General features: G+C 68.0%; 22 protein-coding genes and 1 pseudogene. 13 read left to right on the top strand and 10 right to left on the bottom strand.

The genetic code is table 11. The features are described from left to right. Positions 1–331 precede the first annotated feature (331 nt). The 4 genes from LGN10_RS02385 to LGN10_RS02370 are packed head-to-tail and all read left to right on the top strand — an operon-like array spanning position 332 to position 5,006. Positions 332–1,525, top strand: a complete 1,194-nt coding sequence (locus LGN10_RS02385; RefSeq protein ID WP_060315808.1) for an ABC transporter substrate-binding protein — start codon at positions 332–334, stop codon at positions 1,523–1,525. A gap of 39 nt (positions 1,526–1,564) precedes the next feature. Then, positions 1,565–3,376, top strand: coding sequence for an ABC transporter permease (locus tag LGN10_RS02380; RefSeq protein WP_226221548.1), 1,812 nt, complete (start codon positions 1,565–1,567; stop codon positions 3,374–3,376). 11 nt (positions 3,377–3,387) lie between these two features. Then, a complete protein-coding gene (locus LGN10_RS02375) occupies positions 3,388–4,245 on the top strand; it encodes an ABC transporter ATP-binding protein (protein WP_226221546.1) in 858 nt (285 codons plus the stop codon). After that, a complete protein-coding gene (locus tag LGN10_RS02370; RefSeq protein ID WP_226221544.1) occupies positions 4,242–5,006 on the top strand; it encodes an ABC transporter ATP-binding protein in 765 nt (254 codons plus the stop codon). Before LGN10_RS02375 ends, LGN10_RS02370 begins: the two co-directional genes overlap by 4 nt. A gap of 6 nt (positions 5,007–5,012) precedes the next feature. On the opposite strand, the gene LGN10_RS33610 is transcribed toward LGN10_RS02370, so the two are convergent. Then, a complete protein-coding gene (locus tag LGN10_RS33610) occupies positions 5,013–5,261 on the bottom strand; it encodes a DinB family protein (protein ID WP_226221542.1) in 249 nt (82 codons plus the stop codon). A 48-nt stretch (positions 5,262–5,309) separates the two neighbouring features. Here LGN10_RS33610 and LGN10_RS02360 point away from each other — a divergent pair, with 48 nt between their 5' ends. Then, positions 5,310–5,759, top strand: coding sequence for a hypothetical protein (locus tag LGN10_RS02360; protein ID WP_089465394.1), 450 nt, complete (start codon positions 5,310–5,312; stop codon positions 5,757–5,759). A 54-nt stretch (positions 5,760–5,813) separates the two neighbouring features. On the opposite strand, the gene LGN10_RS02355 is transcribed toward LGN10_RS02360, so the two are convergent. Further along, complete coding sequence (locus LGN10_RS02355) at positions 5,814–7,235, bottom strand: sensor histidine kinase (protein ID WP_226221540.1); 1,422 nt, start codon at positions 7,233–7,235, stop codon at positions 5,814–5,816. After that, positions 7,222–7,887: a response regulator transcription factor gene (locus LGN10_RS02350; protein ID WP_059580058.1), complete on the bottom strand. Its 666-nt coding sequence runs from the start codon at positions 7,885–7,887 to the stop codon at positions 7,222–7,224. The genes LGN10_RS02355 and LGN10_RS02350 overlap by 14 nt, the downstream gene beginning before the upstream one ends. Positions 7,888–8,124: 237 nt before the next feature. Between LGN10_RS02350 and LGN10_RS02345 the strand changes: the two genes are divergently transcribed. From LGN10_RS02345 to LGN10_RS02330, 4 genes are all read left to right on the top strand, one after another. Further along, positions 8,125–9,150, top strand: a complete 1,026-nt coding sequence (locus LGN10_RS02345; RefSeq protein ID WP_226221538.1) for an ABC transporter substrate-binding protein — start codon at positions 8,125–8,127, stop codon at positions 9,148–9,150. A gap of 124 nt (positions 9,151–9,274) precedes the next feature. Next, positions 9,275–10,585, top strand: a complete 1,311-nt coding sequence (locus tag LGN10_RS02340) for an MFS transporter (protein WP_226221530.1) — start codon at positions 9,275–9,277, stop codon at positions 10,583–10,585. A gap of 98 nt (positions 10,586–10,683) precedes the next feature. Beyond that, positions 10,684–10,959 (top strand): YlcI/YnfO family protein, encoded by a 276-nt coding sequence (locus LGN10_RS02335; protein WP_059580322.1) that lies wholly within the window; start codon positions 10,684–10,686, stop codon positions 10,957–10,959. Beyond that, positions 10,956–11,255, top strand: coding sequence for a type II toxin-antitoxin system RelE/ParE family toxin (locus tag LGN10_RS02330; RefSeq protein WP_059580066.1), 300 nt, complete (start codon positions 10,956–10,958; stop codon positions 11,253–11,255). The genes LGN10_RS02335 and LGN10_RS02330 overlap by 4 nt, the downstream gene beginning before the upstream one ends. Positions 11,256–11,295: 40 nt before the next feature. Here the strand turns inward: LGN10_RS02330 and LGN10_RS02325 are convergent, their stop codons facing one another. After that, the gene (locus tag LGN10_RS02325) at positions 11,296–13,095 is read right to left on the bottom strand and encodes a sensor histidine kinase (RefSeq protein WP_226221528.1); all 1,800 of its coding nucleotides are present in this window, start codon (positions 13,093–13,095) and stop codon (positions 11,296–11,298) included. Beyond that, on the bottom strand, positions 13,092–13,739 hold the full coding sequence (locus LGN10_RS02320; protein ID WP_059580324.1) for a response regulator transcription factor: 648 nt from the start codon (positions 13,737–13,739) through the stop codon (positions 13,092–13,094). The genes LGN10_RS02325 and LGN10_RS02320 overlap by 4 nt, the downstream gene beginning before the upstream one ends. A gap of 332 nt (positions 13,740–14,071) precedes the next feature. Between LGN10_RS02320 and LGN10_RS02315 the strand changes: the two genes are divergently transcribed. Beyond that, positions 14,072–14,524, top strand: a complete 453-nt coding sequence (locus LGN10_RS02315; RefSeq protein WP_089465398.1) for a hypothetical protein — start codon at positions 14,072–14,074, stop codon at positions 14,522–14,524. 122 nt (positions 14,525–14,646) lie between these two features. Continuing rightward, positions 14,647–16,665, top strand: a complete 2,019-nt coding sequence (locus LGN10_RS02310; RefSeq protein ID WP_226221527.1) for a VTT domain-containing protein — start codon at positions 14,647–14,649, stop codon at positions 16,663–16,665. A 24-nt stretch (positions 16,666–16,689) separates the two neighbouring features. Here LGN10_RS02310 and LGN10_RS02305 read toward each other — a convergent pair whose 3' ends face one another. Next, positions 16,690–17,019, bottom strand: a complete 330-nt coding sequence (locus tag LGN10_RS02305) for a DNA-binding protein (RefSeq protein WP_006479699.1) — start codon at positions 17,017–17,019, stop codon at positions 16,690–16,692. Then, the gene (locus LGN10_RS02300; protein WP_226221525.1) at positions 17,016–17,348 is read right to left on the bottom strand and encodes a type II toxin-antitoxin system RelE/ParE family toxin; all 333 of its coding nucleotides are present in this window, start codon (positions 17,346–17,348) and stop codon (positions 17,016–17,018) included. The genes LGN10_RS02305 and LGN10_RS02300 overlap by 4 nt, the downstream gene beginning before the upstream one ends. 207 nt (positions 17,349–17,555) lie before the next feature. On the opposite strand from LGN10_RS02300, the pseudogene LGN10_RS02295 reads away from it, so the two are divergent. Then, positions 17,556–17,675: pseudogene (locus tag LGN10_RS02295) on the top strand (helix-turn-helix domain-containing protein); the annotation flags it as partial. A 55-nt stretch (positions 17,676–17,730) separates the two neighbouring features. Then, positions 17,731–18,240, top strand: a complete 510-nt coding sequence (locus tag LGN10_RS02290; protein ID WP_059580082.1) for a GNAT family N-acetyltransferase — start codon at positions 17,731–17,733, stop codon at positions 18,238–18,240. A gap of 19 nt (positions 18,241–18,259) precedes the next feature. On the opposite strand, the gene LGN10_RS02285 is transcribed toward LGN10_RS02290, so the two are convergent. From LGN10_RS02285 to LGN10_RS02280, 3 genes are all read right to left on the bottom strand, one after another. Then, complete coding sequence (locus tag LGN10_RS02285; protein WP_059580086.1) at positions 18,260–19,213, bottom strand: hypothetical protein; 954 nt, start codon at positions 19,211–19,213, stop codon at positions 18,260–18,262. Between the two features lie 58 nt (positions 19,214–19,271). Next, complete coding sequence (locus LGN10_RS33455) at positions 19,272–19,394, bottom strand: hypothetical protein (protein WP_006479692.1); 123 nt, start codon at positions 19,392–19,394, stop codon at positions 19,272–19,274. A 342-nt stretch (positions 19,395–19,736) separates the two neighbouring features. Then, positions 19,737–20,192 (bottom strand): Lrp/AsnC family transcriptional regulator, encoded by a 456-nt coding sequence (locus LGN10_RS02280; RefSeq protein ID WP_059580088.1) that lies wholly within the window; start codon positions 20,190–20,192, stop codon positions 19,737–19,739. Positions 20,193–20,226: the final 34 nt, after the last annotated feature.

Raw genomic sequence — 20,226 nt, 5'->3', positions numbered from 1 at the left:
CGCATTGTAGGAGTGCGAGCATGCACGATTCATATAATGATTTTTGCTATCGACAGCGGGAAAACTGCGAAGGGCGTGACGGCCGCGGCGGCCCATCGTGCGTGCATTCGCACCGGTGGTGCACGGTGCGCCGAACGAAACGCCAATCGAATCAACGTGATGCGATGCACGCCGGCATGTCGATCGATGCGGCGGGTATCGGCGGCCGTTCGCGCTCGTCATCGGCTTCGCGCCGCATGCGATATCGATATGCGCAAAACTTCGTTGGATCGTCCTGAACCGGATGGTTACATGCCCTCACTCTTTTCGACTGACTGAAGCTGGGGGACGCATGAAGGTTTCGGGGAACGACGCGCGCGGCGCATGGCGGCGCGTGCTGGGCACGGTGGCGGCGCTCGCCGCCGCATGGGGCTTGTCGACGGGCGGCGCGCTCGCGGCCGGCGTGTCGGGCGAGCCGGTGGTGATCGGCGTGAGCGGGCCGCTGACGGGCCAGGACGCGCAATACGGCGAGCAGTGGAAGCGCGGCTTCGATCTCGCGCTCGACGAGATCAACGGCAGCGGCGGCATTCACGGCCGGCCGCTCGCGATCGACTTCCAGGACAGCCGCAGCGACCCGCGCCAGGCGGTGGCGATCGCGCAGAAGTTCGTCGCCGATCCGCGCATCGCGATCGAGCTCGGCGATTTTTCCAGCGCGACGTCGATGGCCGCATCGCCGATCTACCAGCGCGGGCAACTGGTGCAGTTCGGCTTCACGAATTCGCATCCGGATTTCACGAAGGGCGGCGATTATCTGTGGAGCACCGCGCTGAGCCAGGCCGAGGAGCAGCCGCTACTCGCCCGCTACGCGGTGAAGGAACTCGGCTTCAAGCGGATCGCGGTGCTGTACCTGAACACCGACTGGGGCCGCACCAGCAAGGACATCTTCGCGAAGGCGGTGACGGGGCTCGGCGCGCAGGTCGTCGCGGCCGAAGGCTACCAGCCGGCGGAGAAGGATTTCCGCTCGACGCTCGTGCGGATCGGCGCATCGAAGCCCGATTCGATCGTGCTGATTTCCTACTACGCTGACGGCGCGCAGATCGTGCGCCAGGCACGCACGTCGGGCGTCGCGCTGCCGATCGCGGCGGTGGGCTCCGTGTATTCGCCGAAGTTCCTCGAACTGGGCGGCACGGCCGTCGAAGGCGTCTATACGGAATCGAACTTCTTCCCGGCCGAGCCGCGCCCCGAGGTGCAGGCGTTCGTGCAGCGCTATCGCGCGAAATTCCACGCCGATCCCGATTCGTTCGTCGCGCGGGCGTACGATGCGCTGATCCTGTCGGCGGAAGTACTGCGCCGCTACGGCACGACGCGCCAGGCCGCGCACGACGGCTTCGCGAAGATCAGCGACGTGCCGAGCGTGATCTTCGGCAAGGTGCGTTTCGATCCGCAGACGCGCCGCGTCGCGGGCGCGCGCACCGTGTACCTGGTCGTGAAGCAGGGGCAGTGGGCGCTGTGGGACGGCGCGAAGCCGCAGCTCGCGGCGCGCTGAACCCGACATGAACCGCCTGCACCTGACGGACGCATCGTGATGGCTTCCTGGCTCGACTACACGCTCAACGGCCTCATCGTCGGCAACATCTACGCGCTGCTCGCGGTCGGGCTCGCGCTGATCTTCGGCGTGTCGCACCTGATCAACTTCGCGCACGGCTCGGTGTACATGGTCGGCGCGTTCATCGGCTGGCTGTGCCTGACGCGCTTCGGGCTGCCGCTGCCGGCCGCGCTCGCGGCGGTCGTCGTCGGCTGCGGTGCGCTCGGCATCGCGATCGAGCGGATCGGGCTGCGGCCGCTGCGCCATGCCGCGCGCATCGCGCCGCTGCTCGCGACGATCGGCATCAGCTTCATCCTCGATCAGCTCGCGCAGCTCGCGTTCGGCGCGGACCCGCGCGCGGTGCCGACGCCGCTGCCCGACTGGCACCTGCGGATCGCCGGTGCGACGCTCGGCTCGCTCGACCTGCTGATCGCGGGCATCGGCATCGCGGCGGCCGCGCTGCTGTACGGCTTCCTGCGCTTCACGCGGCTCGGCTGGGCCGTGCGGGCGACCGCGCAGGATCGCGACGCGGCGTTGCAGATGGGCGTCGACGTCGATCGCGTGAACCAGACCGTATTCGCGATCGCGTGCGCACTCGGCGGCGTGAGCGGGCTGCTGGTCGGCATGTACTACAACAGCATCGATCCGGCAATGGGCTTTCAGGCGACGCTGAAGGGCGTCGTCGCGCTGCTGATCGGCGGGCTCGGCAACGTGCCCGGCGCGATCGCCGGCAGCCTGCTGCTCGGTCTCGTCGAAAGCTACGGCGTCGCGCTGTTCGGCACCAGCTACCGCGACCTGTTCGCGTTCGGGCTGCTGATCGTGTTCCTCGTGTGGCGGCCGAACGGCTTGTTCAGCGCGAACCGCGCGTTGCCGCCCGAGCCGATGACGGGCACCTTCCTCGCCGCCGCGAAAGCCGTGCGCGTGCCGCGCCCCGTACTCGTCGCGCTGATCGCGGCGGCGGCCGTGCTGCCGTGGCTCGGTGCATCGCCTTACGTGCTGCAGACGCTGACCAACGCGTGGCTGTACGGGCTGCTCGCGCTGAGCCTCACGCTCGTCGCGGGCACGGTCGGGCAGATCTCGCTTGGCCACGCCGCGCTGCTCGTGATCGGTGCGTATGCGTCGGCGCTGCTGTCGTCGGATCTCGGCTGGTCGCCGGCCGTGACGATTCCGTGCGCGGGTGTGATCACCGCCGTGCTCGGCACGCTGCTCGTCTATCCGGCGTTCCGGCTGCGTGGGCACTACATGTCGATCGCGACGCTCGGCATCGGCGAAGTGGTGAGCCTCGTGATCCTGAACTGGGATGGCCTCACGCGCGGCCCGCTCGGCATCACCGGCATCGCGCCGCTGCCGTGGGCGACGACCGCGCGCGCCGCGTACTGGTTCACGTTCGCGGTGCTCGTCGTGTTCGCGCTCGTGCAGGTGCGGCTGCTGCGCTCGCATCTGGGCCGCACGCTGCGCGCGGTGCGCGAGGACGACGTCGCCGCGCGCGCGCACGGCATCGCGCCGAACCGCTACAAGGCGATCGCGTTCGCGGTCGGCGGCGTCGCGGCGGGCGTGAGCGGCGGGATCGCCGCGCATCTGTACAGCTACATCAATCACCAGACCTTCGACTCGCAGGTGTCGATCCTCGCGCTGACGATGGTGATCCTCGGCGGGCTCGGCAACGTGCTCGGCGGTATCGTCGGCGCGATCGCGCTGATCGGGCTGCCCGAGCTGTTCCGCTGGGCGGCCGATTACCGGATGCTGATCTACGGCCTCGTGCTGCTGCTGCTCGTTCGTTTCCGGCCACAGGGCCTGCTCGGCACGGTGTGAGGAGGAATGCGATGACGACGACTCGACCCCTGCTCGACGTGCAGGGCCTGACGCGCCGCTTCGACGGCGTGACCGCGCTCGACGGCGCGAGCCTGACGCTCGCCGACGGCGAACTGCTCAGCGTGATCGGCCCGAACGGCGCGGGCAAATCGACGCTGTTCAACCTGATCGCGGGCGCCGACCGGCCCGATGCCGGCCGCGTGACGTTCGACGGCCGCGACATCACCGGCACCGCGCCCGAACGGCTCGCGGCGCTCGGCATCGCGCGCACGTTCCAGCATGGCCGCGTGTTCGGCAACCTGAGCGTGCTCGACAACGTGCTGATCGGCGCACATGCGCGGCTGCGTGCGGCGCGGCCGGGCTGGTCGGCGCTCGGCGCGGCGGCCGAAGTGCTGCGCGCGCTCGTGCGGCCCGCGTCGGTGCGGCGCGAGGAAGCCGCTTTGCGTGAAGAAGCGCGCGACATCATTGCCGGCTTCGGCGAACGGCTTACGCCGCGCATCGATCATCCGGCGCACAGCCTGTCGTACGCGAACCGACGGCGCGTGGAGATCGGTCGCGCGCTCGCGCTGCATCCGCGCTTGCTATTGCTCGACGAGCCGACGGCCGGGATGAACGAGACGGAGACGGCCGAGATGCTCCAACTGATCCAGTCGCTGAAGGTACGCGGACTGACGATCCTGCTGATCGAGCACAAGCTCGAACTCGTGATGCGCGTGTCCGACCGCGTGATGGTGCTCGACAACGGCGTGAAGATCGCCGAAGGCGCGCCGCGCGACGTGCGGCACGATCCGCGCGTGATCGAGGCCTATCTCGGTCGCCGCCAGGCGGGCGGTGCGCCGGCGGACCATACCACGCAGGCGGCCGCATGACCGTGCAATCTTCCGTGCCTGATACGACCATGACCGACGCGCTGCTGAAACTCGAACACCTCGACACGTTCTACGGGCCCGTGCAGGTGCACTTCGACGTGAACTTCGAAGTCGCCCGTGGGCAGATCGTCAGCCTGCTCGGCGGCAACGCGAGCGGCAAGTCGACGACGATGAAGCTGATTCTCGGGCTGATGCGTCCGCGCCGCGGCGTCGTGCGTTTCGACGGCGACGACGTGACCGCGCTCGCGACGCCGCAGCGCGTGCGGCGCGGGATCGCGGCCGTGCCCGAAGCGCGGCGGCTGTTCGGCGACATGAGCGTGCGCGAGAACCTGCTGATGGGCGCGTACACGCGCGGCGATCGTGCGGCGGTGGCCGACGACTATGAGCGCGTGCTGGACCTGTTTCCGCGTGTGCGAGAGCGATTGACGCAACGTGCGGGCACGTTGTCGGGCGGCGAGCAGCAGATGCTTGCGATGGCGCGCGCACTGATGGCGCGGCCGAAACTGATCTGCATGGATGAGCCGACGATGGGGCTGTCGCCGCTCTACGTCGACAAGGTGCTCGAACTGATCGACGCGATCAACAAGCAAGGGGTGACGGTGTTCATGGTCGAGCAGAACGCGAGCCTCGCGCTGGAAATCGCGCACTACGGGTACGTGCTGCAGACCGGGCGTGTGGTGCTGGAAGGGCCCGCGAAAACGCTGCTCGACGACGAGCGCGTGCGCAATGCGTATCTCGGTGGGGAGGCGGTGGCGGCGTAGGGCGTTTCATCGCCCGGCATTCGGCGGGTTCGCGTCGTCGACCTTGCCGTGCAGCCGTCGGTCGGGTGCTGTCCGATGCAAGTGAACCGCGTAGGTATCCCAAGGGAGTTCGATATCCTGTGCCGTGAGCGCGGCCGCCTGAATCATCAATCTGCCCGCTTCGCCGCGATGATAGCCGCCGTGCGTGACAACATGGGTCAGCATCTCTTCGCGCATGAGCTGCCCTGAAAAATCGTCACCGATACCGAAATTCACGGTAGATTGACGATCTCCTGATCTCGAACGACACGGGGTTGCCGCGCCATGTTGACCTATTCCATCCAGAGAGTCGGCTACGATTTCAATCAGCTCGATCAGCAGGGCGCGACCGACTACGCGTCGTTCGTTCATGCGTTCGAGGCGTTTCCTTGGGCGGCCCAGCACATCGAATGGAACGAGACGCAGGACGGCCCGCTACCGGCGCTCGTGTTGCAGCATGCCGACGATCAGCGCGAGCTGTGGGTGACGGCATTGACGGATGCGCATTCTGACGGCTTCCAGCTGAATGCGGTGTCCATGCGGATGAAGAAGGGGCTCTTCGGCATCGGCAAGGGCAAGCTGGAGCAGCACGTCGAGACGATCGACGTGAGGAAGCGCGTGGACGTCGATACGTTGTGCCGGTTGTTCTGCGACCGCCAGTATGACGAACTGGACCAACTGGTGGCGCGGCATGCGCGGCGAAACGCCGACGACGGTCGGGACAGCGACGGCTGAACGCGTGTCGCCCGGTGGCGTTCAACCGAGCGTGCCTGCGCCGGATGCCGTTGCCTAAGTGTCGCTTGCGTGCGCCGTCACCGCACGCGGAAACGTCAACACCACCGCGAACCCGCCCACCTCGGGAAATGCGAACCCCACGCGCCCGCCGTGCGCCTTCATCACTTCCTGCACGATCGCGAGCCCGAGGCCCGACCCCGTGCGCCGCTCGCTGCCGTCCGGCGCAATCCGCACGAACGGCTGCAACGCCGCGTCCCAGTGCTCGCGCGGTATCCCGCGCCCGTTGTCGGTGACGGTCAGCGTCACCGCCTGATCCGCGTTACCCATGGTCGCGACCGACACGACGATGTCGTCCGCATGGCCGTGCAGCAGCGCGTTGTGCAGCACGTTCGACAGCGCTTCCTGAAGACTGATCGCATCGCCGTCGATCCACGCATGCGGCGCGTCGCTCGCGAACGCAACGGCCACGTCGCGTTCGCCGGCGAGCGGAATCGTGCGGCCCAGCACTTCTTTCGCGAGCGCGACGAGGTCGACCGGTTGCAGCGGCACGGCCTCGGTGCGATGAATCACCATCGCATGATTGAGCAACTGCCCGGTGAGCCGGCCGACGTCCGACGAGGTCGCACGCAACGCATCGAGCCGCGCCGCGTGACGCGCGGGATCGGATTCGCCGTCGAGCAGCTCGATCTGCGCGTCGAGCCGCGCGAGCGGCGTGCGCATCTGGTGCGCGGCGTCGGCGATGAAGCGTTGCATCGCGTTGATCCGCTCGGCGAGCCGCCGCATCAACCCGTTGATCGACCCGATGATCGCGTCGATCTCGCTCGGCGTATCGACGGCCACGGGCCGCAGGTCGGCCGGGTCGCGTGCGGCGATGATCGCGCCGATCCGCGCGAGCGGGCGCAGGCCGCGCCGGATCGCGAGGCCGCTCGCACCGATCGCGAGCACGCTCATCAGCAGGATCAGCGTCCATACCTTGATGCTCATGTCGTTCGTCAGTTGCTGGCGCGCGTTGGTGGTCTGCGCAACCGTCACGAGCGCCCAGCCCGGCGTGCTTTCCTCCGGCATGTAGCGTGCGATCGTCGCGGTGCGGACCTGATGCCCCTGGTAGACGGCGTTCGCGAACGCGGGGCCCTGCTTCGCGGCGGCGAGTGTCGCGGGGCTCGCGAGATCGTGATAGCCGGCCACGACGACGCCGCGCGAATCGACCACCTTGTAGTAGACGAGGTCGTAGCGCGACAGCGTCGACAGCGCGGCGACCGGCGGATTCAGCGCGAGCACGCCGCCTTGCACGTAGAGGTTTTCCGCGACCTGGATCGACGCGCCCGCCAGCAACTGGTCGTACGCGCGTTCGGCCGCGACGCCCGCGTAGTAGCGCGCGATCGCCGCGAGCGCGAGCGCGCCGGTCGCGACGACGAGCGCGATGAACAGCAGCGTGCGCCCGAACAGCGTCCTCGGGAACCAGTCAGTGCGCGGCAATCTGATACCCCATCCCGCGTGCGGTGCGGATCTCGACCGAGCTGCCCTGCAGCTTCCTGCGCACGCGCGTCACGTATTGCTCGACCGCGTTCGCCGTGGGCTCGTTGCCGAAGCTGAACAACTGGTTCAGCAGTTCTTCCTTCGAGAAGATGCGCTGCGGACGGCTCGCGAGGATTTCGAGCAGCGCGAACTCCTGACGCGACAGCGACAGCGGCTGGCCGTCGAGTTCCGCGAGGCGGCTGCTGCGGTCGATCACGAGGCCGCCGAGCGTCAGCACGTCGTTCGCGTGGCCGCTGTTGCGGCGCAAGAGCGCCTGCACGCGCGCGTCGAGCTCGCGGTAGTCGAACGGCTTCACGAGGTAGTCGTCGGCGCCGAGGCCGAGGCCGCTCACGCGGTCGTCGATCGCCGAGCGCGCGGTGACGAGCAGCACGGGCGTCGTGCTGCCGGCCGCGCGCAGGTTGCGCAGCACCGTGAAGCCGTCCATGCCGGGCAGGTTCGCATCGAGCACGACGAGATCGAAGCGCTCGACGCGCAACAGCCCGTTCGCGGTCGAGCCGTCGGTTTCGAGATCGACGGCATGGCCGAGCCGCGTCAGGCGGCTGCGGATCGCCGCGCCGATTTCGGCATCGTCCTCCACGACGAGAATGCGCATGGTGCCGGTTGCAGGTAGGTGGATTAGGGGTTTTCCCGGGGACGGGATGTCAGCATTTTCTCAGACTCGCCCGATAACCTGTGTCGAGCCGGAAGCAGGATGCAAGGACGGCATTAATACCAGAAATATTCAAGGAGACGGCAACATGCAGCATGTCACGGGCACGACGAACGCGCGCCGCCGCGCCACGCCGGCCGGCGCGTCGCCGCTGGCCGTTCGCCGCGCGGCGGTGCGCGCATGACGACGTCGCCGCGCCGCCGCGCGTTGATCGCCGCCGGCCTCGGCGTGCTGGGCGCGCTCGGGGCCCCGGCGCTCGTGCGCGCGAAACCGCGCACGGTGCGGATCTCGAAAGGCTATGGCGTGCTGTACCTGCCGCTGCTCGTGATGGAGAAGCAGCGGCTGTTCGAGCGGCATGCGGCGCGCCACGGCGTGCGCGACTTCGCGGTCGAATGGGTGCTGCTCGACGGCGGCAATTCCGTCAACGACGCGATGATGGCCGGCACGCTCGATTTCGCGGGCGCCGGCGCGCCGGGGTTCATCGAGCTGTGGGCGCGGGCGCGCGGCATTCCGAATGTCGAGGTGATCGGCATCAGTGGGCTGTCGACCACGTCGCTGTCGCTGAACGCAAACCGGCCGGGTCTCGTGTCGCTGCGCGATTTCACGCCGTCCGACCGGATCGCGGTGCCGGGCATCCGCACGTCGCTGTCGGCGGTCGTGCTGCAGATGGTCGCGAGCCGGCAGCTCGGTCCCACGCATTTCGCGCAGCTCGATTCGATCACCGTGAACCTGCCGCATCCGCAGGCGATGCAGGCGCTGATCCGCCGCGAGAACGGCGTGACCGCGCACTTCACGTCGCCGCCGTTCTCGACGCTCGAATTGCGGCAGCCGGGCATCCATCGCGTGGTGAGCTCGGTCGACGTGCTCGGGCCGATGACGCTCGACGTCGTGTTCGCGCCGAAGCGGCTCGTCGATGCGGAGCCCGCGTTGGCCGCGGCGTTTCTCGGCGCGCTCGACGAAGCGAACCGCCTGATCGCGCAGGACCCGCGCGCGGCGGCCGCGCTCTATGCGGGGTCGTCCGGCGTCGGCGTGTCGCACGACGACGTGATGCGCATGCTGGCCGCGCCCGACACGCGCTTCTCGGTGCGGCCGAACCAGCTGATGGACTACGTCGAATTCCTGTACCTCGCCGGCACGATCAAGGCGAAGCCGCGCGCGTGGCACGAGATGTTCGCGCCGATGCTCGACGACTACCGGTCGGGTTGAGCCACGCGGGCCGCGAGCCGATTCCATTCATCGAACCACGTGGCGCCGGCGCGCTCGTTCCGTGCGGCGCCGATTCAACCCGCCGATTCAACCGATACGCAACCGATTCACGAAGGAGCCTGAAGTGAACGCTACCGACACCCTGGACCCCGCGTCCGCCGAAGAACAGCGCATCATGTCGAAGATGGCGCGGCGCCTGCTGCCCATCCTCGTCGTGATGTTCCTGATCGCGTTCATCGACCGGCAGAACGTCGGTTTCGCGAAACTGCAGATGGTGCACAGCCTCGGGATGACGGAAGCCGCGTTCGGGCTCGCGTCGTCGCTGTTCTTCATCGGCTACCTGCTGTTCGAGGTGCCGAGCACGCTCGCGCTGCATCGTTACGGCGCACGCGTGTGGCTCGCGCGGATCATGCTGACGTGGGGGCTCATCACGGTGCTGATGGGCTTCACCACGTCGATGCCCGCGTTCTGCTCGCTGCGCTTCCTGCTCGGCATCGCCGAGGCCGGCTTCTATCCGGGCGTGATCTACTACCTGACGCTGTGGTTCCCGCAGAGCTACCGCGCGAAGGTGCTCGGCATCTTCACGCTCGGCAGCGCGCTCGCGAACATGCTCGGCTCGCTGGTCGGCGGCGTGCTGCTGAGCCTGAACGGCGTGTGGGGGCTCGCGGGCTGGCAGTGGGTGTTCGTCGCGACGGGCATTCCGGCCGTGATCGTCGCGATCGTCGTGTTCCGCGTGCTGCCCGCGTCGTTCCGCGAAGCGCCGTTCCTCGACGAGCGCGAGAAGCAGATCGTCGCGGCCGCGCTGGAGCGCGAGAAGCCGGCGCAGGCCGAGCACGGGCAGCCGTGGAAGGCGCTGCTCGATCCGCGCGTGATGCTGTTCGCGGCAACCTACATGCTGATGTCGACGTCGCTGTACGGCGTCACGTACTGGCTGCCGACGCTCGTGAAATCGTTCGGCGTGTCGAGCACCACGAACGGCTTCCTGAGCATGCTGCCGTGGGCGCTCGCGGTGGTGCTGCTGGTGTGGCTGCCGGCGAAGCTGCGCCGCGCGAAGAGCATCCTGCGCACGATCGCGATCGTCGCGGCGCTCGGTGCGCTCGGCTTCCTGCTGAGCCTCGTGCTGCCGTCGACGCCGCTGCGCTTCATCGCGCTGGTGCTCGGCGGCGCGTGCATCCCGTTGCTGTATCCGTGCTTCTGGTCGATGCCGCCGCGTTACTTCACCGGCGCGCGGGCGGCCGCGAGCGTCGCGGCGATCAACTCGATCGGCAACCTCGGCGGCTTCTTCAGCCAGAACCTGATGCCGTTCGCGGGCAAGATGACGGGCACCGCGTTCGGGCCGATGATCGTGCCGATCGTGTGCCTCGCGCTGCTCGGCGTCGGCGCGCTGGTCGCTTGGACGCGCTCGGAGCGGGGGATGGTGGCGGCGCGGGCGTGAGCGTTCCGTCGACAGCTCGACTAGAACGAACGGTCGACTGTCGTCGATTCGGGCCGATGTGCTACCATGTATTACATATGTAATGCATGGAGGGTGCGATGAAAACGGCCACGATGCCCGCGCTGCGAGTCGATCCGCAGTTGCGCGAGGAAGCGGAATCAGTTCTTGCGGAAAACGAGACGCTGTCTGCGTTCATGGAGTCGGCGTTGCGTGATGGCATCGCTCGGCGACGCTTGCAGCGCGAGTTCGTCGCACGAGGTTTGGCGTCTCGCGACGAGGCGCGACGCACGGGCGAATACATCGATGCCGCCGACGTTCAGCGCGAGCTCGAGTCCATGCTGAAAGCGGCTCGTTCGAAGAAGGCGGCGGATTGAGTTACCAAGTCAGATATACGCGTGCGGCGCGCGAAGACTTGGTGCGACTGTATCGATATCTCGTCGAACGTGATGAGGAAGCGGCAGCGAGGGCGTTGGAAGCGATCGAACGAGGTGTGGCCATGTTGCGATTGTTTCCGTTTACCTGCCGCAAGCTGGATGCGAGCAATCCCTTCCTGCGTGAACTCATCGTTTCCTTCGGCACGTCGGGCTATGTGCTCCTGTTCGAGATCGAAAGTGCAGAACAAGTCACGGTCTTGGCCGTTCGGCATCAGCGCGAAGAGGACTACCACTGACCCCTCGCGGCAGCATCCCGCTACCGTTGCTTTGACCGCTCTAGCCTTTCGTCCGCAACGCGCCGGGTCCTTCATGCACAATCGCCGCATGCACGGACGCCACCGGAATATCCACCTCCACCGTCGTGCCTTCGCCGAGCGTCGTCGCGATCCGCAGCGTGCCGCCGACCAGATACGCGCGCTCGCGCAACCCCACCAGCCCGAACGAACTCGACTTGCGCGGCACCGCGGGATCGAACCCCGCGCCGTCGTCGCGTATCGTCAGCGCGATCGCTTCGCCGCCGCACACGAGCTCGACGGCCGCGTGCGTCGCGGCCGCGTGCCGCGCGACGTTCGCGAGCGCTTCCTGCGCGATGCGGAACACGGCCGTCGCATACGGCTCGTCGAGTTGCAGCTCGGGCGGCTCGACGTGCAGCGAACAGGCGATCCCGTGACGGTGCCGGAAATCCTCCACGAGCCATTGCATCGCCGCCGCGAAGCCGAGATCGTCGAGCATCAGCGGGCGCAGGTCGGACGCGATGCGGCGCGTCGCAGCCACCGCGCCGCGTGCGAGCGTATGCATCGCCGCGATCTTGCGTGCGAGCGACGCGTCGTCCTGCGGCACGCGGTCGATCAGCCATTCGAGGTCGTTCTTCAGCGCCGCGAGTGACTGCGCCAGTTCGTCGTGCAGTTCGCGCGCGATGCGGCGCTGCTCGGCTTCGCGCGCGCTGGCGCTGATCGCCGCGATCTCGCGCAGCTCCTCGCGCGATGCCTGCAGCGCCCGCTCGGCACGCACGCGCTCCTCGACTTCGCGCCGCAGGTCGCGGTTCGACGCGCTCAGTTGCGCGGTGCGCGCGGCGACGCGCTGTTCGAGCCGTTCGTTCGCGTCGTTCAACTGCGCGCTTTTCTGTGCGACGAGCAGATGCTGGTAGCGGGCGCCCGCCAGTGCGCGCACCGTCTGCGCATGCAGCCGGCCGTTTTCGAACAGCATCGCGAACAGCACGACGCCCGATGCAACGAGACCGTACGCGCGCCCCGCATAGAAACCGAGATCGAAGCGCCCGTGGTTCAGCATCGACGACAGCGCGATGTCGAACAGCCACGCGACGAGCACCGTCATCACCCACAGGTCGAGCACGGAATGGCGCCGCCGCTGCCGCCACATCAGCATCAGCGCGACCAGGTTCAACCCCCAGACGGCCGTGATCGCTTTCGTCATCGTCGCGGTCATCCGGTTGCCGCTCATGATGCGCGGCAGCAGGTCGTGGCCGGCGGTCGCGAGCAGCGTGAGCGCGACCGTCGCGCCGCCTGCGGCCGCGATGCAGAGGACGACCGGAATCGCCGCGCGACGCTGCGGGGCCGGGACCGCACGGCCGCGCGAGGTCGCGCGCAGCAGTGCGTACGCGGCGACCGACAGCGGAAAGCCACCATGCCAGAACAGGTACAGCCATGCGGTGGTCTGTTCGCCGGCGCCGAGCAGGCCGGTGGGCGCGAACAGGCCGGGGAAGGTCAGCATGTGCGTGCCGGCCATGAACGCCGTGAACAGGTAACCGCCCGCCAGCACGAGCAGCGGCTTCTCGCGCAGGATCGCGTACTGGCCGAGCAGCAGGCCGGCCGTCACCATGTCGTTGACGACGATCGCCGACTGGTACACGGGAATGAACGCCCAGCCCGGCGCGAGCGGGATCGCTGCGAACGGCGCGAGCGCGGCGAAGATCACGGCCGAGACGAGCACCGTCGCGAGCGCGAGCCGCCGCTCGCGTCGGCCAGGCGGCAGCGACGACATGAACAGGCGCGACGTATCCGGACCGTCGTCGTCCGACGGCGGCGGGGCGGGCGGGAGGGGGAAGGCGGCCGTCATGCGTCGTCGGTGCCGAGGTCGAGATCGTGGCGCACCGCGTAGCGGATCAGCGCGGCTTCGTGCGGCAGCGCCATCTTCTCGAGGATCCGCGTCTTGTACGTGCTGACCGTCTTCGCGCTCAGCGCGAGTTCGCACGCGATCTGCGTGACGGTCCGGCCCGTGACGATGCGGCGCATCACGTCGAGTTCGCGCGCGGACAGTCGCTCGTGCGGCAGGGCATGAGCCGGCGCCCGCAACGTGCGAGCGAGGCTTTCGGCCGCGGACGGGCTCACGTAGACGCCGCCCGCCGCCACCTTGCCGACGGCCTCGACGAGCTCGGCGGTCGCGCTGTCCTTCGTCAGATAGCCGATGGCGCCGGCCTTGAATGCGCGTGCCGCGTACTGCGTTTCCGCGTGCATCGTCAGCACGAGCGTGCGCAGCGACGGCGCCTGGCGCTTGACCAGCCGGATCAGCTCGATGCCGGTGGGGGCGGGCATCGACAGGTCGAGCAGCAGCACGTCGGCGGCGGCGCGCTCGGCCAGCGCGAGCGTGCCGGAGCCGTCGCTCGCCTCGCCGACGATCTCGAAACCGCCGGCCGTTTCCAGGATGTGACGCAGTCCGTCCCGCATGACTGCGTGATCGTCAGCCAGAATTACCCTGATCATCTTCCAGCGGTCCTCTTCGGGATGACGCCGCGCGCTGCTGTCGTTGCTGTCCGGGTGTTGCCGCGGCCGTTCTTCTGACCAATATATGCCCCCGAACCCGAAAACGGTACTCGTTCGCGAAATTTTCAGGATGGTGGGTCGCGAAATGCCCACCGACACGAAATAATTCACGCGGAATGGCACGGCCCCAGCCCGGGCGAATCAGGGTATTCCCGGAGGGATCGTGACGTCCGACGCGGCCCGGCGCGCCGTCGCCGCAACCGCCCCGCGAACCGTGCCGAATCGGGACTAAACTGGTGCGCGATGCCACTGCGCGAACCGGGGAGCCCGCGATGATCGACCTGGCCGATATCCTGCCGTCCGCGCTGCCCGCCGCGCTCGCCTGGGCCGAAGCCGAGGCGGCGAGCGGGCTCGCGCGGGGCGCGCCGCTGACGCCCGCGCAAGCCGACGATGCGCGCGCGGTGGGCGTCGTGCAGCCGGACCTCATTCGCGTGGTGGCGGTCGATCGCATGCCGTTTCCCGATACGCCAACGCTTGCCGAGATCGCCCGCGAGACCGGGCTGCTGTCGCCCGGGACGATCGGCCTCACGCTCGGTCATGCGGTGTACGTGCTGCGCGGGCACGACACGCGCCGCCTGCTGACCCATGAATTCCGTCACGTACATCAATACGAGGCCGCCGGCTCGATCGGCGCGTTTCTTGCGCGCTACCTGCGCGAGATCGCGACGGTCGGCTACCACGATGCGCCGCTCGAGGCCGACGCGCGGCAGCACGAGTTCGATTGAGCCGCAACCCTGCCTCCTGAACCCCGCCGGCGGCCCGAGCGTGTACATGTTGCGATGAACGTATCCAATGCCCCTGCCGGCCCGGCGTTCGCACACCGGGCCGCCCCGCTCGGGAGTGTGCGATGAGCGACACGATCCATGCGTGGATCGGCGCGATCGGCGCGCATCCGCTGCTCGTGCTGGCCATCGTATTCGTGGCCGCGTGCGCCGAGGCGATCGCGCTGATCGGCACGGTCGTGCCGGCCGGCGCCGTGATGTTCGCGGCCGGCGCGCTGATCGGCGCGGGCGCGCTCGATGCATGGGCGACGATCGGCGTCGCGGCCGTCGGCGCGGTGATCGGCGACGGGATCAGCTACGAACTCGGGCGACGTTACCGCGGGATGATCCGCAACGCATGGGTGCGCTTCGGCTACGCGAGCGCGTACGCGCGCGGCGAGGAATTCGTGTTGCGTCACGGCATGAAGAGCATCGTGCTCGCGCGCTTTCTCGCGCCGGTGCGGGCGGTGGTGCCGGTCGTCGTCGGCTGCGCGACGCTGCCGCGCCGGTCGTTCTATCCGGTCAACGTGATCTCGGCACTCGTGTGGGCGCCCGTGCACGTCGCGCCCGGCATTCTGTTCGGCGCATCGGCCGCACTGGCCGCGGCGATCAGCGTGCGGGTCGCCGCCATCCTGCTGGTCGTGGCCGCGCTGGTCGCGCTGGTATGGATCGGCGTGCGCGTCGCGCTGCGGCGCGGCTGGCCGCTGCTGCGCCGTGCGCTCGCCGACGCCGTGCACGCAGGCGCGCACCGCTGGCCGCGGGTTGGCGCGCGATTGCACGGCGCGATCGCCCGCTTGCGCGCGTTGCCGGGCGCGGTGCCCGTGCTCGCGCTGCTGTTCATCGGCTGCGTGTGGCTGTTCGCGGGAATCGTGCGGGACGTCGTCGCGAACGACCCGCTGATGCATGCGGACATCGCGCTGTACGCGTTCCTGCAGAACCTGCGCACGCCGCCCGTCGACGCCGCGATGAGCGCGCTCGCCGTGCTGCACGGGCACGACACAGGGCTGATCGTCGCGGCCGCATTTCTCGTCTGGCTGATGATCCATCGCTGCTGGCTGACGGCTGCATGGTGGCTCGCGACGGTCGGCGTCGCCGTCGTGCTCGTGCCGGTGTTCGGCGCAAGCGTGCCCGGCGCGACGCCGGCGAGCCTGCCGCCCGGCGCGCCGCACGTGCCGCTGCCCGATGCCGACGCCGCGTTCGCGATCCTCGCGAGCAGCGGCCTCGGCTGGGTGCTGACGCGCGACCGGCCCGCGCCGTGGCGCATTCCGGTCGTGACGGCGGTCGTGCTGTGGATCGTGCTCGGCGGTTTTGCGCGGCTGTACGTGGGCGATACCTGGTTGTCGGGTTTGCTGGGCGGCTGGAGCCTCGGGCTCGCGTGGTTCGCGTTGCTCGCCGGCGCCTACGCGTACTGGCGCGTGCGCGAACACGTGCAGCCGAGAGGCGCGCTCGTCGCGATGGTGGTCGTGCTCGCGACGGCCGGCGTATGGACGGTTCCCGCGCAATGGCAGATCGATCGCGCATCGCGCCCGAATGCCGGCGACGTGGTCGCGATGACGGTCGACCAGTGGCGGCGCGGCGGGTGGCAGCGCGTGCCGACGCGGCGCACCGAGATCGGCGGCGACCGCGAGGAGTATCTGCCGCTGCAATGGAGCGTGACGTCGGACACGCTCGACCGCCATCTCGCGCAGACCGGCTGGCAGCGTGCGACGCCTTGGTCGCCGGCCACCGCGCTGCGCTGGCTGTTGCCGCAGGCGCCGGCCGATGCGCTGCCGGTGCTGCCGCGCTATACGCATGGCGAAAGCACGCGGCGCGTGTTCGTCCGCGTCGATCCGGCCCACCCGGACAGCCGCTTCGTGCTGCGGCTCTGGCGTTATCCGTACGTGCTGCAGGACGCGCTCGGCATGCGCCCGCTGTGGTACGGCGCGCTGTATCGCGAGACGCTGCGCCGGCCGGCGCGGCTGATGACGTTCGTGCGCACGACGACGATCGACGATGCGGCGGCGATCGCGCAAGCTTTGGCGGTCGAGCCGACGATCGAGCATCGCCCGGCGGGGATGACGGCCGCGCCGGGCGAGATGCTGCTCGTATGGATGGTCAGGCCGTGAGCGGGCAGGCGTGACGTGCGCCCGTTACGCGTGCGACGGCTGTGCGGGAACGACGGACAGGCGCAGGCCGACGGTCTTGAGCACCGCGAGCAGGGTCTTCAGCGTCGGGTTGCCGTTCGGGGACAGCGTGCGATACAGCGATTCGCGGCTGATGCCGGCCTCGGCCGCGACCGCGCCGAGCCCGCCGTACGCTTCCGCGACCGTGCGCAGCGCGAGCAGGCCGGCCGCGCGGTTGTCGGGATCGTCGAGCGACTCCATTGCGACGCGCAGATAGGCCACCGCGAGTTCGCGGTCGGCGCCGAGCTCGGCGACTTCCGCGTCGTGGTGCGATACCGCACCTTTGAGCTTGTTCATGTTTGCCTCCGTTTCCAGTTCGACCAGTGTTCCGTCGCGCGCCTGATGTCGTCAGGTTGGCTACCCTTGTCGCCGCCGGACAACAGCGGGATCAGCGCACCGCCGTACCGGCCGAAGTACACGCGATAGCCGGCACCGACGTGGATGCGCAGTTCGATCACGCCTTCGCCGACCGGTTCGCAATCGCCGAAATTGCCGGTCTGCACGCGGCGCAGGCGTTCGCGAATCCGTGCCTGCGCAAGCTTGTCGCGCACGGCGTTCAGCCATTCGGTGAAAGGCTCGCGACCGTCGTCGCACTGATAGCGAAGCAGTTCGAACCTGAAAAGCATTGTAACTTATAAGCTACAAAAAAGGTGGCTGGAACGAGGCGGTCCGTATCGCGACGGCGCTGCGGCCGACACGCACGCGGCGTCTTCATGGCTCGAGGTTTCAGGCAGTGATGCCGGCTTCACGGACGAAGATCATTCTTTCATCCGGTTCGAGGCGTGGCGATTCGGCCGAATGGCCACGGTCGATGGTGTGATGAGGGGCGAGTCGTCGCCGAGCGGCTCGGCTTCAGCGGGCCGTCGAGTTTCTCGCAGGCGTTCAAGCGCTGGTACGGCGTGCCGCCGGGCGCGTATTGCAGCGCGGCGTTGCGCGCCGGCGAGCGTCGATGAATCGCGGTACGATCGCTGGCCTGCCTGCCGACATCACCCGCACGAGAGAACCCGCATGATCACGATCCGCCCGATGACCGACGACGATTTCGCACGCTTCTGGCCGACCTACCGCGCCATCGTCGCTGCTCAGGAAACCTACGCATTCGATCCGGAGCCGACGCCGGAAGCGGCGCGCGCACAGTGGCTCGACGCGCCGCTCTGCACGTGGATCGCCGAGGAGGACGGCGTGCTGCTCGGCTCGTACTACCTGAAGGCGAACGCGGCCGGGCCGGGCAAGCACGTGTGCAACTGCGGCTACATGGTGAGCGAGGCCGCGCGCGGACGCGGCGTCGCGCGCCTGATGTGCGAACACTCGCAGCAGGTCGCACGCGAGCGCGGTTTCCTCGCGATGCAGTTCAATTCGGTGGTCGCGACGAACGAGGTCGCGGTCGCGCTGTGGCAGAAGCTCGGGTTCGAGATCGTCGGCCGGCTGCCGCGCGCATACCGTCACGCGCGGCTCGGCTTCGTCGACTGCTTCGTGATGTTCAAATGGCTCGGCGACGCGGCGGCCGCCGAAGCCTGAGCCGGCAATCGCCGCCGCGTCAGACGGCGAACGCGCCGTCGAACACGATCCGCTCGTCGAGCGCGAGCGTGCCGCGCGCGAAGATCAGGTCGAGATGGTGGCTGCCGTTTTCGCCGCCGCCGAGCCCGAGATGCAGCCCGGGGTGGCGTTCCTCGAACCCTGCGTTGCGGCCGTACAGCCCGCGAATCCCGAGGTTCGTGCCGATGCCGAATTCCTCGATCCGCCGGTGATTCGCGTGCCGGTCGAGATAGGTCGAGAAATCGCGGCGGAAGCCTGCATCGTCGGTGTCGAAATCGACGATCGTGCTGTGCTCGACGTGCAGCGTCGCGAGCCGCTCGGCCACCTTGTACTTGATCGCGAACGGCACGGTGCCGAGAAACGTGCCGCTGAACACGACCGAGCCGTTCAGGTCGGTCACGTGCGTCGCGATCTCGCCGGGCACGACGTCGAGATTGCCCATGCCGTCCACGCTCGTCCATTTCTGGTCCGGCGCGAGCGAGCCCGTCAGCGTGTTGCCGGCTTCGTCGATGAAGCGGATCTGCGACGCGCGCGCGGCCGCCTCGATCAGCCGGCCGTTGCGTGCGGCGATGTCGTCGAGCGATTCGGCGAACGCCTCGTCGAGATGCGGGCCGTAATCCTTGAATAAAACCGATTTGCTCCAGTGCTCGACGATCGCGGGGCGGATCGCGGCGAGGAACGGCGGCCCGCTCGGAGAAGGCGTCGGCAGGCACGATGAGTCGTACAGCAGCACGAACAGGTCGGCGTCGCCGAGTGCGGCGGCGATGTCGGCGGGTGGGGTGCTTTCGAGGCAGAGGGTGGTCGCGTCAAGCGAATCGGGCAGGGCGGAAAAGGCGCGCAACGCGATGTCGCGATTGCGGGCGTCGTAGCCGACCAGCAGTTTTCCCGATTCGCCGCGTGCCAGCTTGTCGCGCAGCGCCGGGTGAAAACCGAGCGCGCGGTGCAGGTTCAGCATGCGTATCTCCGGAAGCGGCGGAAGGGCCGCGGCCCTTCCGCGAGAACGGGTGGCCCGCTCAGACCGGCCAGAGCGCGGTGCCGAACGGCACCACGGCGTCCTCGACCATCATGTCGACGGCCTCGGGGTGCGTGTCTTCCTGCATCCAGTCAAGCAATTCGATTTGCTGGGTTTCCTGCATGTCAATTCTCCTGTGGTGAACATGAGTGATTCAACATGAAAGCGCGGAAAAAACAATCCCGCTCCTCGTTCGATATTTTGTGAATGCCGGACGAGTGGCGTCGATATTAGTCGGATGAATTTACGAAAGCAATGCGTTGCAAGGTTTTTAGCGGAAGCGTGCTAAACAATGGCGTTTTCGGTTCAAATATTGGAAAAAACCGGATAAAACGACAGGCGGATCACGCATCTTTTTTTGGTGAATCGAATTCGGATCGCCGAAATGAATTCGATCATTTTTAATTTGGATTCAATTGCCGGAATTGCTGCGTTTCATGTCATTGAAGAAAGCCGCATGCGAGCGTCATCCGAGCAACGCCTTGCCGATCGCCTTCGTCGGCTCGGAGCGCAGCACCAGTGAAGTCGTGACCGCGCCGAAGCGGGCAATCGCATCGATGAGGGTTTCGAGTTGGCCCGGTGTCGGCACCAGCACCTTCAGCAGAAAGCAATCCTCGCCGGTCATGCGATGGACTTCGATCACATGCGGCATCTCGGCAAACGTGCGCAGCGCCGGCTTGATGTGCTCGTGGGTCGTTTTCAGCCGGATGATGGCCATCATGCCCAAGCCCAGTGCCGCCGGATCGATCCGTGCGCCGTAGCCGGCGATGATGCCGCGTTCTTCCAGCCGCTTCACGCGCTCCGACGTCGCGGGCTGCGACAGCCCGATACGCCTGCCCACTTCCGACAGCGGCGTCCGCGCGTTCTCCTGCAGCGCTTCGAGGATCGCAAGATCCAGGCGATCGAGTGCTTCGTCCGGCATGACGGTCCTCCAGTACCGTTGATTCATCGGCATT

Origin of the sequence: Burkholderia sp. AU32262 (genome assembly GCF_020419985.1) — a bacterium.
Lineage (GTDB): Bacteria > Pseudomonadota > Gammaproteobacteria > Burkholderiales > Burkholderiaceae > Burkholderia > Burkholderia semiarida.
This window is presented reverse-complemented; position numbering and strand designations above follow the sequence as displayed.

What these genes read in the sequence shown, in the direction of transcription:
- LGN10_RS02285 (WP_059580086.1), bottom strand. Translation starts at nt 19,213, where the DNA reads ATGCTGAACCTGCACCGCGCGCTCGGTTTTCACCCGGCGCTGCGCGAC.
- LGN10_RS02375 (WP_226221546.1), top strand. Translation starts at nt 3,388, where the DNA reads ATGACGACGACTCGACCCCTGCTCGACGTGCAGGGCCTGACGCGCCGC.
- LGN10_RS02280 (WP_059580088.1), bottom strand. Translation starts at nt 20,192, where the DNA reads ATGCCGGACGAAGCACTCGATCGCCTGGATCTTGCGATCCTCGAAGCG.
- LGN10_RS02345 (WP_226221538.1), top strand. Translation starts at nt 8,125, where the DNA reads ATGACGACGTCGCCGCGCCGCCGCGCGTTGATCGCCGCCGGCCTCGGC.
- LGN10_RS02385 (WP_060315808.1), top strand. Translation starts at nt 332, where the DNA reads ATGAAGGTTTCGGGGAACGACGCGCGCGGCGCATGGCGGCGCGTGCTG.
- LGN10_RS02300 (WP_226221525.1), bottom strand. Translation starts at nt 17,348, where the DNA reads ATGCTTTTCAGGTTCGAACTGCTTCGCTATCAGTGCGACGACGGTCGC.
- LGN10_RS02325 (WP_226221528.1), bottom strand. Translation starts at nt 13,095, where the DNA reads ATGACGGCCGCCTTCCCCCTCCCGCCCGCCCCGCCGCCGTCGGACGAC.
- LGN10_RS02380 (WP_226221548.1), top strand. Translation starts at nt 1,565, where the DNA reads ATGGCTTCCTGGCTCGACTACACGCTCAACGGCCTCATCGTCGGCAAC.
- LGN10_RS02360 (WP_089465394.1), top strand. Translation starts at nt 5,310, where the DNA reads ATGTTGACCTATTCCATCCAGAGAGTCGGCTACGATTTCAATCAGCTC.
- LGN10_RS02370 (WP_226221544.1), top strand. Translation starts at nt 4,242, where the DNA reads ATGACCGTGCAATCTTCCGTGCCTGATACGACCATGACCGACGCGCTG.
- LGN10_RS33455 (WP_006479692.1), bottom strand. Translation starts at nt 19,394, where the DNA reads ATGCAGGAAACCCAGCAAATCGAATTGCTTGACTGGATGCAGGAAGAC.
- LGN10_RS02335 (WP_059580322.1), top strand. Translation starts at nt 10,684, where the DNA reads ATGAAAACGGCCACGATGCCCGCGCTGCGAGTCGATCCGCAGTTGCGC.
- LGN10_RS02290 (WP_059580082.1), top strand. Translation starts at nt 17,731, where the DNA reads ATGATCACGATCCGCCCGATGACCGACGACGATTTCGCACGCTTCTGG.
- LGN10_RS02310 (WP_226221527.1), top strand. Translation starts at nt 14,647, where the DNA reads ATGAGCGACACGATCCATGCGTGGATCGGCGCGATCGGCGCGCATCCG.
- LGN10_RS02305 (WP_006479699.1), bottom strand. Translation starts at nt 17,019, where the DNA reads ATGAACAAGCTCAAAGGTGCGGTATCGCACCACGACGCGGAAGTCGCC.
- LGN10_RS02350 (WP_059580058.1), bottom strand. Translation starts at nt 7,887, where the DNA reads ATGCGCATTCTCGTCGTGGAGGACGATGCCGAAATCGGCGCGGCGATC.
- LGN10_RS02320 (WP_059580324.1), bottom strand. Translation starts at nt 13,739, where the DNA reads ATGATCAGGGTAATTCTGGCTGACGATCACGCAGTCATGCGGGACGGA.
- LGN10_RS02315 (WP_089465398.1), top strand. Translation starts at nt 14,072, where the DNA reads ATGATCGACCTGGCCGATATCCTGCCGTCCGCGCTGCCCGCCGCGCTC.